General features: G+C 61.4%; 13 protein-coding genes. 7 read left to right on the top strand and 6 right to left on the bottom strand.

Annotated elements, in window-relative coordinates; translation table 11 throughout:
- Positions 1 to 39 precede the first annotated feature (39 nt).
- Positions 40 to 570 (top strand): septal ring lytic transglycosylase RlpA family protein, encoded by a 531-nt coding sequence (locus C6Y62_RS15250; RefSeq protein WP_198491417.1) that lies wholly within the window; start codon positions 40 to 42, stop codon positions 568 to 570.
- A 129-nt stretch (positions 571 to 699) separates the two neighbouring features.
- Here the strand turns inward: C6Y62_RS15250 and C6Y62_RS15245 are convergent, their stop codons facing one another.
- Positions 700 to 888, bottom strand: coding sequence for a hypothetical protein (locus C6Y62_RS15245; RefSeq protein WP_068459329.1), 189 nt, complete (start codon positions 886 to 888; stop codon positions 700 to 702).
- A gap of 313 nt (positions 889 to 1,201) precedes the next feature.
- Between C6Y62_RS15245 and C6Y62_RS15240 the strand changes: the two genes are divergently transcribed.
- Both C6Y62_RS15240 and C6Y62_RS15235 read left to right on the top strand, forming a co-directional pair.
- Positions 1,202 to 1,978, top strand: a complete 777-nt coding sequence (locus C6Y62_RS15240) for a helix-turn-helix domain-containing protein (RefSeq protein ID WP_068460364.1) — start codon at positions 1,202 to 1,204, stop codon at positions 1,976 to 1,978.
- Between the two features lie 80 nt (positions 1,979 to 2,058).
- On the top strand, positions 2,059 to 3,063 hold the full coding sequence (locus C6Y62_RS15235; RefSeq protein WP_246274820.1) for an alpha/beta hydrolase: 1,005 nt from the start codon (positions 2,059 to 2,061) through the stop codon (positions 3,061 to 3,063).
- A gap of 25 nt (positions 3,064 to 3,088) precedes the next feature.
- On the opposite strand, the gene C6Y62_RS15230 is transcribed toward C6Y62_RS15235, so the two are convergent.
- The 5 genes from C6Y62_RS15230 to C6Y62_RS15210 form a co-directional block, all read right to left on the bottom strand.
- Positions 3,089 to 4,180: an ABC transporter ATP-binding protein gene (locus C6Y62_RS15230; RefSeq protein ID WP_173954651.1), complete on the bottom strand. Its 1,092-nt coding sequence runs from the start codon at positions 4,178 to 4,180 to the stop codon at positions 3,089 to 3,091.
- Complete coding sequence (gene modB / locus C6Y62_RS15225) at positions 4,167 to 4,844, bottom strand: molybdate ABC transporter permease subunit (RefSeq protein ID WP_173954650.1); 678 nt, start codon at positions 4,842 to 4,844, stop codon at positions 4,167 to 4,169. The genes C6Y62_RS15230 and modB overlap by 14 nt, the downstream gene beginning before the upstream one ends.
- Before the next feature lie 29 nt (positions 4,845 to 4,873).
- Complete coding sequence (gene modA / locus C6Y62_RS15220) at positions 4,874 to 5,734, bottom strand: molybdate ABC transporter substrate-binding protein (protein WP_173954649.1); 861 nt, start codon at positions 5,732 to 5,734, stop codon at positions 4,874 to 4,876.
- A gap of 65 nt (positions 5,735 to 5,799) precedes the next feature.
- Complete coding sequence (locus C6Y62_RS15215) at positions 5,800 to 6,933, bottom strand: patatin-like phospholipase family protein (protein WP_338074373.1); 1,134 nt, start codon at positions 6,931 to 6,933, stop codon at positions 5,800 to 5,802.
- Positions 6,934 to 7,188: 255 nt separating this feature from the next.
- Entirely contained in the window at positions 7,189 to 8,172 is a 984-nt protein-coding gene (locus C6Y62_RS15210; protein WP_173954648.1) for a metallophosphoesterase family protein, read from the bottom strand.
- An 86-nt stretch (positions 8,173 to 8,258) separates the two neighbouring features.
- On the opposite strand from C6Y62_RS15210, the gene C6Y62_RS15205 reads away from it, so the two are divergent.
- The 4 genes from C6Y62_RS15205 to nspC all read left to right on the top strand — a co-directional run bounded on the left by C6Y62_RS15205 (position 8,259) and on the right by nspC (position 13,151).
- Complete coding sequence (locus tag C6Y62_RS15205) at positions 8,259 to 8,777, top strand: NUDIX domain-containing protein (protein ID WP_173954647.1); 519 nt, start codon at positions 8,259 to 8,261, stop codon at positions 8,775 to 8,777.
- A gap of 335 nt (positions 8,778 to 9,112) precedes the next feature.
- Entirely contained in the window at positions 9,113 to 10,330 is a 1,218-nt protein-coding gene (locus tag C6Y62_RS15200; protein WP_173954646.1) for a saccharopine dehydrogenase family protein, read from the top strand.
- 154 nt (positions 10,331 to 10,484) lie between these two features.
- Entirely contained in the window at positions 10,485 to 11,909 is a 1,425-nt protein-coding gene (locus tag C6Y62_RS15195; RefSeq protein ID WP_246274818.1) for an esterase/lipase family protein, read from the top strand.
- Positions 11,910 to 12,005: 96 nt separating this feature from the next.
- Complete coding sequence (gene nspC / locus C6Y62_RS15190; RefSeq protein WP_173954645.1) at positions 12,006 to 13,151, top strand: carboxynorspermidine decarboxylase; 1,146 nt, start codon at positions 12,006 to 12,008, stop codon at positions 13,149 to 13,151.
- Positions 13,152 to 13,329 lie beyond the last annotated feature (178 nt).

Here is a 13,329-nt window from a genome sequence, read left to right as displayed (position 1 = left end):
TATCGTCGCTGCAAACGACCCGCACAGAGGAGTAATCGCATGCGGACCATCCTGATTGCCGCGCTGAGCGCCGCCGGTTTCGCCCTGCTGGGTACTGCGGCTGCAATCGCCGCCGACAACAGCGCTGAGGCCAGCGCAAAATCGGCCCCTCTTTCGCCACCAAACATTGGCGCCAAAGCGAAGCCTGAAGCTGAAACCAATGCTGCTGTATCCGCGACTGCAAACGACGCAAGCGCAGCCGCCGCCGAACCTGCTCCGCGCGTCATCGCACGTCGGCAGGGCATCGCTTCCTATTATGGATATGGCAAGCGCCGCCCGCGCACTGCGTCCGGCCAGCGCTTCGACCCCAACAAGATGACCGCCGCGCACATGACGTACCCGTTCGGCACCAAGGTGCGCGTCACCAACAAGCGCAACGGCAAGTCGGTCATCGTCACCATCAACGACCGCGGCCCCAACACGCCCGGCCGCATCATCGACGTCTCGACCGGAGCCGCCAACGTGCTCGGCATGCGTCGCGACGGCCTTGTGCCGGTGGTTATCGAGCGCCTCGAACGGCACGGCGGCTAAGCGCTTCTTTTAAAGCCCACCGGCTTTCACAGAAAAGGCGGCACCCGTCACCGGGTAGCCGCCTTTTTCTATGGGAGAGTCAGGAGCAGCCTCGACGCGTTGCTCCGCAGTGCAGATCCCGCAGTTGGATCAACCGATGATCATACTCTGCAGCACGGCAAAGTCGGGAACGTAGCTTGCAAGCCTGAGATCATCGCTAAAACCGACGACGAGCATGGCGCCCGCCACCACAACCGCGCCGCCCAGCGCAACGAACATCGATGCGAACGGACTGGCAATGGCATTGTGATCGCTGAGAAAATCATTCGGGGCCTTCATGGCGCGAACTCCCTATCCACCCGGCGCTTCACCCCTGCGAAGCGCTACCAAAATCGCAGTGACTGTGCCCCCACCCCGCTGGAAAGACGAGGCGACCAACCCCCAACAATCAGGAAACGCTTTTGACGCATGGTTCCGTTTGCCCACCGGGGACAATTGCCGGTAAATTCCGGTAAGTTCGCGATGGCGTCTTGAGTGCTTCCGGAAAAGTGGGAACCGGTTTTCCGACAAGAAGCACGACAAAACAAACATCTAGAGCCTTTCAGCGTTTCGTTGAATCGCGGAACGGCTCTAGTCAGGGGCAGTGGCAGCCATGAAGGCTTCAGTTTCAAGGTCAGCGCGTGACGGTGCGATCAATCAGATCAAAACCGCCATGATCGAAAAAAAGCTGACGCAGGCTGAACTTGCCGACGCATCGGACTGCCACGAAAAGACCATCCAGAACCTGCTGGGCGGCCGTTCGGTGCGTGATCAGACGCTGTTCGACGTGTGCATGGTGCTGGGGTTGGATTTCGATCAGCTCAAGCACGCATGGAACGGCGGCGGCAATTCTCCCAATACTCCGCCCGAGTTGCTGGGCGAAGGCGGCGGCGTGGTCGCGCCACTGTACATGGGTGCCTATACGCGCGCTGCGGTAGATCATTACATCGGCAGCTACCTGACATTGCGCAGCGCCTTTTCACGCCCGGACCTCATCATCGCCTATCGCACCGACATCGTGTGGGACCCGGACTGGCCCAGCCTGCTGTTCCAGGAAACCGACCGCCCCGACGCGCCCTATTCCCATCGCGGCCGGCTCTACATCCCGTCGTCATCGATGTTCATCCATCTGGTGTCGCTGACCAAGGGCGCGATGCGCATGATCGTCGTTTCGCAGGTGGACCGCTTCGGCGAAATGCGCGGCATCATCACCACCATTCACAAGCAGGGTGCGTTGCTGGTGCCGGTGGCGACGCCGATCGTCTATGCCAAGCGCGAAAATTTCGACAGCGACCTGGGCAACATCACGCCCGAAAGTCCGTTCTATGAAGAGTATCGCAAGATGCTGGACGAAACCATTTCCGAGGGCTACGCGCGGCTGATGACGTGAGCGCGTGCATGCATATCCGCCGTTGGCTCCGCTCGATCGATCTGCGCACATTGGTGATCGCGATAGGAGCTATGGTAGCTATGACGGTCGTTACGCAAAGCGCAACAGCGGACGCGCCAGCATCGAACGCACCGACATTTAAAAGCGAAACCTTGGAAGCGCCCGGCCCGAATGGGCCGCTTCAGGGTAGGCTGCTCATCCCGCAACCGGCCGCCGCAATGACGGCCGGTGTGCGCGCGTCGGCGCCCGTTGTGCTCATCGTACCCGGCTCCGGTCCAACCGATCGGGATGGCAATAATCCACTTGGCGTCAAGGCAGCGTCGTATCGTTTGCTGGCCGAATATCTGGCGACGCGCGGCATTGCATCGGTGCGCGTCGACAAGCGCGGCATGTTCGGCAGCGCGCAGGCTGTCAGCGATCCCAACGCCGTCACTATCGGCGACTATGCCGATGACGTGCGGACATGGGTACAAAGCATCATAGCGCGCACGGGCGCACCATGCGTCTGGGTGCTGGGGCACAGCGAAGGCGGCTTGGTCGCGCTCGCCTCGGATGACGCCACTGCAAAAGCGTCGGATGGCGATATTTGTGGGCTGATTCTGGTTTCAGCACCCGGCAGGCGGTTGGGGGACGTGCTGCGCGCTCAACTCAAGGCCAATCCGGCCAACGCGCCGGTGCTGGGGCAGGCCTTGGATGCGATCTCAGCGCTTGAAGCTGGCCGCCGGGTCGATGCTGACAAACTCGATCCCGCACTGCTGTCCCTGTTCCATCCGGCTGTGCAGGGATTCTTGATTGATGCGCTGGCGCGCGATCCGGCGGAACTGATCGCTAGCTATCGCAAGCCGATGCTGATCGTGCAGGGCCGCGCCGATCTGCAAACGGACGTCAAAGACGCCGAGCGACTGAAAGAGGCCAACGCTGAGGCCCATTTAGTTCTGCTCGACAACGTCAATCACGTTTTGAAGCGCGTGCCGACCGATGACCAAGCAGCAAACCTAGCAAGTTATGCCGATCCCGGCTTGCCCCTTGCATCCGAGGTCGGCGAAGCCATCGCCGATTTCATCGCGCGACACAAACCGCACTGAGCATGCCGCTCCCGTTGAACAGGAATTATTCGGCGCGCATCAGATGAACGCCTTCCGGATCTAGCGCGACGGCGATCTTGGCATCGACAGCCAGATTGCGCTGCGCCGCTTCCCGCGCCGTTACCTTCAATCGCAAAGCAAGGCCGTCAAAATCCATCAGTAGCGTCTTGAAATCGCCGGTGGCGACGATTTCAACAATGCGACCGTGCAGATAGTTTGTAAGCGATGCGAGTTCCGCACCCACATCAGAAATGGAAATGCAGTCAGCGGGGAACAGCACCGTAACCTTCGCACCCGCTTTATGGTCGCCGACCGATCCAACTTCCAGGATATGACTACCGCAGCGGATGTGCGTTGCGTCCAACACTTCGGCTGCGGCTATGTTGTCCTGCCCCATCAACCGGGCAACACCAACCGTGCGCGGACGCAGGCGCAGATCATCCGGCGCGCCACTCTGCATCACGTTGCCATTGTTCAGAACGCAAATGCGATCTGCCAGCGCCTGCGCTTCCTCAATGTCGTGCGTGACCAGAACGATGGGAATATCGAGCGCGCGGTGCAGGCTGGCGAGCTCCTGTTTCAATGGCTCGCGCGTCATACGGTCGACGGCCGAAAAAGGCTCATCGAGCAGCAGCACCTTGGGATCGCGCGCCAATGCCCGGGCAAGCGCGACGCGCTGGCGCTCGCCACCTGACAGTTGCGACGGCCTGCGGTGCGCAAGCCCGTTGAGATGCACACGGGCGAGCAATTCCTCCGCCCGGCGTTGGCGCGTCACCTTATCGGCGTCGAGCATGGCCAGCGCCACGTTGTCGACCGCCGACAAATGCGGAAATAGTGCGTAATCCTGAAACACCAGCCCGACGCGACGCTGCTGCGGGCTCATGTCGATGTTTTTGTCAGTATCAAGCCAGCTCTCGCCGCCAACGCTGATGCGGCCGTGCCGCGGTTTGTACAATCCCGCAACCGAGCGCAGCACAGTGGTCTTGCCGCTGCCCGATGGGCCAATCAGCGCCAGCAGTTCACCCGCAAGCGTTGAGATCGATACATCCAGCGGGATCGGCGCATCCTGCCGACATTCGATCGATAGCGCCGTACAGCCGTCGTCACTGGAAACCATGCGCACCCGTTCCCCTGCGACGCGCAAGTGTGTGCACGATTGCAATCGACAACAACGAAAAGCCCAGCAACGCCGCTGACATGACACCCGCGCCCGCGATGTCGAACGCCTGCACGCGATCATAAATCGCAATCGACAGCACGCGGGTTTCGCCGGGAATACTGCCGCCGATGAGCAGGATCACGCCGAACTCGCCGAGCGTGTGTGCAAACGTGAGCGCAATGGCTGAAACGATGCCGGGCCACGCCAGCGGCAGTTCGATGTGGCGCATCGTCTGCCATGGTGACAACCCGCTGACGAACGCGGCTTCGCGCACGTTACGCGGGATGCCTTCAAACGCGCGCTGGATCGGCTGCACGGCGAACGGCAAATTGACAATCAGCGATGCGATCAGAATGCCGGTGAACGAGAACACCGGCGCGCTGCCGAAAATCGATTTGATCGTGCCACCGATTGCCGACTGCGGTGAGAACGCCACCAGCAGATAGAACCCCAGCACCGTCGGCGGCAGCACCAGCGGCAACATGATCAGCGCTTCGATGCCGCTTTTCATCGGCACCCGCCCCCACGCGAGCGCGCGCGCGATCAGCATGGCGCACGGCAACAAGAGCAGCACCGTCCATGCCGCCAGTTGCAGCGTCAAACTGAAGGCTTGCCAATCCATCGCGGGTCTCTTGCGCGCGTTACGTCACGTTATGACTTGGGCACGCTAAAGCCATTAGCCTCGAGAACTTCGCGCCCTTCAGGGCCGCGAACGAAGCCGGCGAACGCCTTTGCGTCGGGCGAAGCACCTTTCACAACCGCCATACCGTGATTGATTGGCTTATACCATTCCGGGTTTACCGACGCTGAATTGATCAGCGGTTCAAGCTCCTTCGACACCGCCAGCGAACGCGCGATGAAGCCAACATCCGCAGCGCCCGTGGAAACGAACGTTGCCGTCTGACCGATGTTCTCACCCGTAACGATCAGCGGATCGGCTTCCTTCAGCAGGCCGGAAGCCTCGAGTGCCTCGCGACCGGCACGGCCATAGGGCGCCGTTTCCGGATTGGCGATAGCAATGCTCTTCACCTTGCCGGCGGCCAGTGCCTCTCGCAGACCTTTCAGCTCGCTGTCGATTGCGACCGGCGAAGCTTTCGCCGCGGCAACGCTCAACTCTCCCTGAGCGAAGACGACCGGCTCGCCATCGGTATTGCCTCCGGCAGCAAGCTTCTTGACGCTCTTGTCATCGGCGGCGAACAGCACCTGGAACGGCGCCCCCGCTTCGATCTGGTGCACGAGGTTGCCGGTGGCGCCAAATGTCAATTTGACATGCTTGCCTGTGGCCTTTGTGTATCGTGCTGCGATCTCTTCCAGCGCATAACGTAGGCTGGCAGCTGCAGCCACCGTGGGCACAACCTGCTGCTGCGTTTCAGCACTTGGCGATGTAGCGGCTTTGTCATCGCGCGCAATAGCTGCGGTCGAGACGCTCACAAATGCCAGCAGCGACACCAGCGCAGGGCGCAGCAGCGCGCCATAAAAACTCAACGCCGGGTTCGATAAAAAAGCGCTCATCGTGGTCGGGCTCCAATGCCTACTTCGGCGGCATGATAGTGAAACTGGAGCGGCCTCGTCGAGCGTTATATTCCTTCAGGAATATCGCGTGCAGCTTTACCATTCGCGTTAACGGATGGGCGTTCGCTAACGCCACCTTCGGAGAAGACGCCATTATCGGAGCGCCCATTCGGGTTGAGAAAATGCTCTTTCAGATCGACGCTGGACCGCCGTCCGATGCTGTTACGATTGGCCTGCAGCCATCGGTCGGCCTCGGTTTTTCCCGCCTCGAACAGATGCGCCAGCATCTCCCGGTCCGGCTTCATGGTGCTTTCGGGGCTTAGCGCGCTGGTGTATCGGCCCGCATCGATCAGGTGGAAGCGATGCGTCGCGAGTTTGCTGAGCCGGCCACGCGGACCGCCCAGACGCCCGTGCCAGCATTCGCGCACGGCCTCGATCAACTCCACTTCGCGGATCAGCGGCGCATCGAATGCCAGCCGATAGGCGTGCAGCGAGATATCGCGCATGCCCGTCGGCAGATCCAGACGATCCGTAGCGTTGAGCTGTACGATCAGCGTGTCTTCCACCGGGCTGTCAATTGCTAGTGTCTTCAGATCGGGATTGGCTGAAAAGCCGCCATCCCAATAGGCAACGCCATCGATCTCAACCGCATGATGCACCATCGGCAGACACGCCGACGCCAGCACCACATCGACACTCATTTCCTGGCGGCGGAACAGGCGCGCGCGCCCGGAAGAAACTTCTGTTGCAGCGATGAGCAACTCAATGGGCGACTGCTTGCGCAGCAGCTCGAAATCGATGCGCTCCGACAGCAGTCGGCGCAGCGGATCGAAACCCAGCGGATTGAACTCATACGGCGACCACATGCTCGCCATCTGCGCGAGTTGGGGCGTGCGTGTCAGACCATAAAGAAACGGGTTGAGGCGCATCAGGTCCGGCACGCCTGCCTGCTGCACCGCTTCCCATATCTCGCGCAGCTTGGCGCGCGCTGCAGCCTTGCCGCCATCAGCCAACCCGGCCGCCGTTGCAACCGCATTGACGGCACCAGCGCTCGTCGCACTCACCCAGCTTATTTCGAGTTCGTCATCTTCGAGCAGCCGGTCGAGCACGCCCCAGGTGAACGCGCCATGCGCACCGCCACCCTGCAAGGCAAGGTTCAGCCGAACGTTCCGCCGGAATAGCCGCCGCACTTCTGTCACCCTTGCCCATCCATTCGTGCACACCAAACCCAGCGCTATGCTCTAGCCCTATATAGTGTCACGACCGCCATTAAACTGAGAACGCATGTTTGTACGCAGCTGGCCGGGTATGCGTGGCCGTAGCGCAATACAGTTAGTGTGCGGTGGCATCTTCGCAGCGCATTTGCGCAGTCATTGTGCAATCTGCGACCATCTTCACTGCGAAATTGACGCGTGCGACAACTGCGCACGCGGTCCATAGCGGCGCGTGCGTGCCTAACCGGACGCAATCTCCCGATGCGCAATCGGAACAACACGACCGCCTTCATCCAGCCCGCGCGTCGTATACGCGATGCGCGCGCGTCGATCCTCATCGCGTCCGATGCGCACAAGGTTGTAACGGCCCGGCGGCTCATTTTTGTGCGCATGTGCCATCGATGACGAGCCCACGCCCAGCACAGGCACACCGCCCAGTTCCGGTTCAAAACTCGGCAACAGAACCTCGCTATCGACATGGTTGTGACCATGCAGCACGAGCTCAGCACCGTGGCGCGCGAGTATCCGCGACAGCTCCGGCGCATCGCGCAGGCCTCTGCGCACCGGTGCAAGCTGGGACAGCGGCGGATGATGGATCAACACAACACGGATCAATCCTTCAGCGCCAAGCTTCGGCAGCAGAGTTTCAAGCGCTTCACGCTGACGGCCACCAAGCTCACCGGCAGCAACGAATGGCGGTGTCTCAACCGCTGAATTCAGGCCAATCAGCGCCACGGGACCGACGCGCCGCACGAACGGAAACAACAGCGACCGCGCGACCTCTCGCGTTGTGCGATGGGTGACACGATCGCATTGTACGACGTCCGGAGCGAACGCCTTGCCCCAGACATCAGACGCCATGTAATCGGCCCAACGCGCAACGCCAGCGTCATTGCGCAATGTCGTGTAGATGTCGTGGTTGCCCGGAACCAGCGAAACCCGCTCCGGTGCTCCGATCGATTGCAGCCAGTCATGGGCGGCAGCGTATTCGCCCGGCAGCCCGAGATTTATCAGATCGCCCGTGATGGCAATGTGATCGGGGTTCTGCGCCTGCATGTCGGCGACGATGGCATCCAGAGCGTCGCGGCGATGCGTCCCCTGACGATTACGTCGCCAGTTCAGGTAACCAAGGCCGCGCTTGAGATTGAGATGCCGCAAGCCAATAGCCGGAACCGGCGCAATATGCGCGTCGGAAAGATGGGCTAGTGTGATTGCGTCGTCCATTCGTTTGGTGGCCCTTTAAATACCGCTCTGACATCCATGGCATCGTGGCGAAGCAGCGGTTAGCATGCTGTTGGCCGGTTTTTAACATGCGACCCATAAATAACCGGCAGGAAACCGCTCCTGAGGGGATCGCCATTTTGAACGATGCAGCAAAGTACGTGCTCAAGAAGGCGCTGCAGCGTTATTGGCGGCTGACCCGTGGCATGACACTTGGCGCTCAAGGCGTGCTGATCGATCCGCAGGGCCGCATCGTTCTGATCCGCCACACGTACGTTCAGGGTTGGCGCTTTCCCGGCGGTGGTGTCGAGCACGGCGAGACGATCGTCGAGGCGCTGAGGCGGGAACTGCGCGAAGAAACCGGCGCTGAAATCACCGCCGAGCCGGAGTTGTTCGGCATCTATTCCAGCGCTCCGGTGTTTCCAAACGATCATGTCGCGCTGTACATCGTGCGGAACTGGCAGCGAGATCGCGTTCCCGCCCCCAACCACGAAATCGCCGAGCATGGGCTATTCGCGCCGGACGATCTGCCCGCCGACATCTCCGATGGCACAGCGCGGCGCATAGCTGAAATCTTCGCCGGCGCGCCCAAGTCTACCCGCTGGTAAGCCCGGGTAGGGGGATCTGCCACGTGCTGGCTCTTTCGCCACAAAATCAAATACCAACGCCGCGATTAAGCCGTGCTTTGTCACATGACCGTCAGGATGGCCCTGCCCGCTCCTGGCAGGCCAGATTTTTTCTGCGGTTCTGCCGTGGGTTAGCCAAGTCCGCTCGTGGACCTGACGCCTCCCGGCATAAGCCGTGAAACTGTCACAAAACATCGGACGTTACCGGCTATTGTGCTCTGGCAACGTCTGCACTAATTGCACTGTCCCGCTCGCATCCAGTCATCGGCGGGTTATAGACGTTCGAGACGTTCATCCTTTGCTTCAGGAGATGCGATTTGGAAGGTGTCCTCATCATTGGCGCCGGTGCCGCTGGCTCTGTCACCGCGCAGAAGTGCGCGATGAACCGTGACGTGTTCAAGCGCATCCATCTGGCCTCGCGCCGCCTGGCGAGCTGCGAAGCGGTGGCCAAGCGCTGTGTGACGCCTATCGAGATCAGCCAGGTTGACGCCGACAACGTCGCCGAGACGGTGGCGCTGATCAACCGCGTCAAGCCCGACCTCGTCATCAACATGGCCCTGCCCTATCAGGACCTGCCGATCATGGACGCATGCCTGGAAGCGGGCGTGCATTATATGGACACGGCCAATTACGAGCCGCGCGACGTCGCAAAGTTCGAATACTCCTGGCAGTGGAAGTATCAGGACCGTTTTGCCGACAAGGGCATTATGGCGATCCTCGGCTGCGGCTTCGATCCCGGCCAGTCGAACATCTATTGCGCCTATGCGCAGGAATTCCTGTTCGACACCATCGAGACGATCGACATCATCGACTGCAACGACGGCAGCCACGGCAAGGCGTTCGCCACCAACTTCAATCCGGAGATCAATCTCCGCGAGGTGACGCAGCGCGGCAAATACTGGAAGAACGGCGAGTGGATCGACATCGACCCGCTGTCGATCTCGGCCATGATCGATTACCCGGAAGTCGGCCCGCGCAAGAGCTATCTGATCTATCACGAGGAAGAAGAGAGCCTCGTCGAGAACATCAAGGGCCTGAAGCAGATCCGCTTCTGGATGACCTTCTCCGACAACTACATCAAGCACCTGGAAGTGCTGCAGAATGTCGGCATGACACGCATCGATCCGGTCATGTACAAGGGCAACCCGGTGATCCCGATGGAGTTCCTGAAGGAGCTGCTGCCGCCGCCGTCGTCGCTCGGCGAAGGCTACACCGGCCGCACGTCCATCGGTTGCATCTTCACCGGCACCAAGGACGGCAAACCCAAGCGCGCCATGATCTATAACGTCTGCCACCATGAGCATGCGTTCAAGGAAACCGGCGCGCAGGCTGTTTCCTACACAACGGGCGTGCCGCCGGTCGTCGGCGCGATGATGCTGTTTGACGGCTCATGGAAGAAGCCGGGCGGCGTTTACAACGTCGAGCAGCTTCCGCCCAAGCCGTTCATGGACGAGATCGGCAAGCAGGGCCTGCCGTGGCACGTGCGCGAACTGGAGACGGACGAGCAGGCCGAGCTGTTCGCAGTCGAAACCTGATCGGGGTTCCCGCGCATCTCCTCCAGCGCCAGGTGAACCTCAGTGACTTCAGCGAAAGGGTGGCGCAAGCCGCCCTTTTGCACGTCATAGTTTAGACGCCGCCGAGTGTATGGTAGGCGGCGCCTGAACAGCGGGCAGACAACCGGGGGAGACCATGACCGTCGAGGCCGCGCCGCCGGAAACTGCGCCATCGCCCGCCAAGGACGCCGGTGCCGGCCATCCCCATGCCGACAGCACGGCGGCCACGCTGCTCACCCCGACACCAGACGCTTCCCCGCGTCATGTCATTGTCACCGTACACGGCACCAACAGCCAGCACCCGGACGACAACGGCGAGCGCTGGTGGCAGACCGGTTCGCCGTTCGCCGGTCAACTCGCAACCGCGCTGGCCAAGCGTGGCATCTCCACCGCCGAAATACTGCCGTTGCACTGGAGCGGCCAGAACTCCGATTTCGATCGTCTGCGCGCCGCCGCCGAGCTGGCGAAGACGCTGCGCAAGCTGGAAAAATCAGGCACATCCTATTCCATCATCGCCCACAGCCACGGCGGCAACGTCACCGCTGAAGCGCTTGCCCTGCTGCCGCCCTCCGAGCTGCGTGGCGGTGTCGTGACATTCGGCACACCGTTCTTCACGCGCAAACTCAAATCGGTGCCGTGGCTGATCGCGCTGTTTCAGGCCGCGATGGGCATCATCATCGCGCCGATCATGCTCTGGTATCTGGTTACGATACTTGGCGCCGGCACCACCAAATGGATCGAGACCATCGTATTCTTCGGTGGCCTGCTGTTGCTATCGATCTGGAGCGCGCAGCGCGGTCTGCGCACCCTGCTGTGGCGTCGGCGCGCGCGCTATCGGTGCGCCCGCGGGATAAAGCCCGGCCAATGGCTGGTGATCCACAGCCCGCGCGATGAAGCCATGCGGCTGTTGGAAACCGCCGCCGCCATATCTCCGCAATACGTCACTGTTGCCGCTGCCAGACGATCACTCACAGCGTTCGCGCGGCTTGCCGGGGTTGTCGGCACGCTCGCGTTCTTCACTGCAACCGCCAGCTACTTTTTCACCCCGGTGTTCGAAAAGGTGAAGGCCGGAAACTATGGCCTCGGCGCAGCGGCTGACCTGACATTCCTGCTGCTAGTGCCGGTCGTTTACCTGGCAATTTACGGCGCCGTCTGGCTGATCGCTCGGCTCGGCGGCGCGTGGGCATGGGCGAAAACCCTGACCGCCGCCATTCACGGAGGTGTCGTCGGCGCGGCGTATGGTGGCGACGCCGCCTTTGCGCTCAAGGGCGTCAGCCAGTTTCCACCCTACGTGAAGGAGCTCAATGAGGCGCGGATCGAAGCCATCAACCTGGGTGGCATTGACGACGACGCGATCTTCGTCGCCGCGCGCAAACTGTACGCTTCAGTGCTCGCCACCGATGCGATTGAAGGGGGCCTCGCTGATCCGGACACGATGTGGAAACACCTGAGCGATGCGCTCTATCACAACGCCTACATGCGCGACGAACGGGTTATCAATACCGTCTGCGACCACCTCCGCCGCTTTCAGGGAACAGGCAACCCCGGCAGCGCGCGCTAACGGCGCAACCGCCGCAACTTCCGCCACTTTCAACCAACCTTCCGCAATGCCATATACGGGCACCCGACGACTGGGTGAACGCTGCAAGGACTGCCAATGACGACGCCCAACCTGCCCACCTCGATGGCCACGCCCGCCTATGTGCTCGACGTCGCGGCGCTGAAGCGCAACCTTGAAACCGTTGCGCGGCTGAAGCGGGAATCCGGCGCCAAGGTGCTGCTCGCCACCAAGGCCTGGGCGATGCCCGACGCCTTCCCGCTGATGCGCGATACGTTCGATGGCTCTACGGCCAGCGGCGAATATGAAGCGCGCATGGGCTTTGAGGACTTCGGCAAGGAGGTGCACGTCTATGCGCCGGCCTACGCTCCGGGCGAGGTCGAGCGCCTGATCGCACACGCCCATCACATCTACTTTAATTCGCCCGAGCAGATCGCGCAGTTCGGCCCCATCGCCAAGGCGGCCGGTGCAAAGATCGGCGTACGCATCAACCCCGGATATTCCAACGCGACGCTGGGCGGCGCGCTGTATGATCCGTGCGCGCCGTGCTCTCGCTTCGGCACCACCCGCGCCGACATCGACAAGCTGCCGTGGGACGAGATCGACATCTTCCATGCGCACACGCTGTGCGAAAGCCTTGCCGATGGTTCGGTCGGGCTGATCGAGCACGTCGCGCGTGAGTTCGCGCCGTACATCCGCAAGGTGAAGGCGGTGAACTTCGGCGGCGGCCATTTCATCAACAAGCCGGGCTACGACCTCGACAGGCTGATCGCCGCCATCAGGGCGTTCCGCGAGCAGTTCAACGTCGAGGTGTTCCTTGAGCCCGGCGGCGGCATCGTGGTCAACACCGGTTATCTCGTTGCCACCGTCATCGGCCTGCACTGGAACGAGAAGAACCTCGCCATCCTCGATACCTCGGCGAGCTGCCACATGCCCGACGTGCTGGAAGTGCCGTACACGCCGGACATCATCGGCGCCGGCAAGCCCGGTGAGCACGCGCATGACTATGTGCTGGGCGGCAAGACCTGCATGACCGGCGACGTGATCGGCGAATACTCGTTTCCCGAGCCATTGCAGGTGGGCAGCCGCATCGTCTTCACCGACATGATGCAGTATTCGTTCGTGAAGAACACGACCTTCAACGGCACGCCACGGCCCGACCTCGCCATCCTCGACGAGGACGGCACATATCGCGTCGTGCGCTCGTTCGGCTATGAGGACTATCGCCAGCAGCTCGGCAGCTGACTTCCATCAATGCGGGAGCGGCAGGTCGCAGCAAAAAGCCAAAGCGGCATCGCGATTCAGCAGAAAAGCGATGCCGCGTTAACGTGACCGCCGGGGCTGCCCCCTACCGTATTGTTGAATTTTGTCGCTTGGGATATTGATCCGGGCATCGGATTAACACTCACCTGCACGGCAGCGG

The organism is Hyphomicrobium sulfonivorans (genome assembly GCF_013306565.1).
In the GTDB taxonomy this organism is placed as follows: domain Bacteria; phylum Pseudomonadota; class Alphaproteobacteria; order Rhizobiales; family Hyphomicrobiaceae; genus Hyphomicrobium_A; species Hyphomicrobium_A sulfonivorans.
The sequence above is the reverse complement of the archived record's forward strand: the minus strand, read 5'-3'. Positions and strand labels throughout refer to the sequence as shown.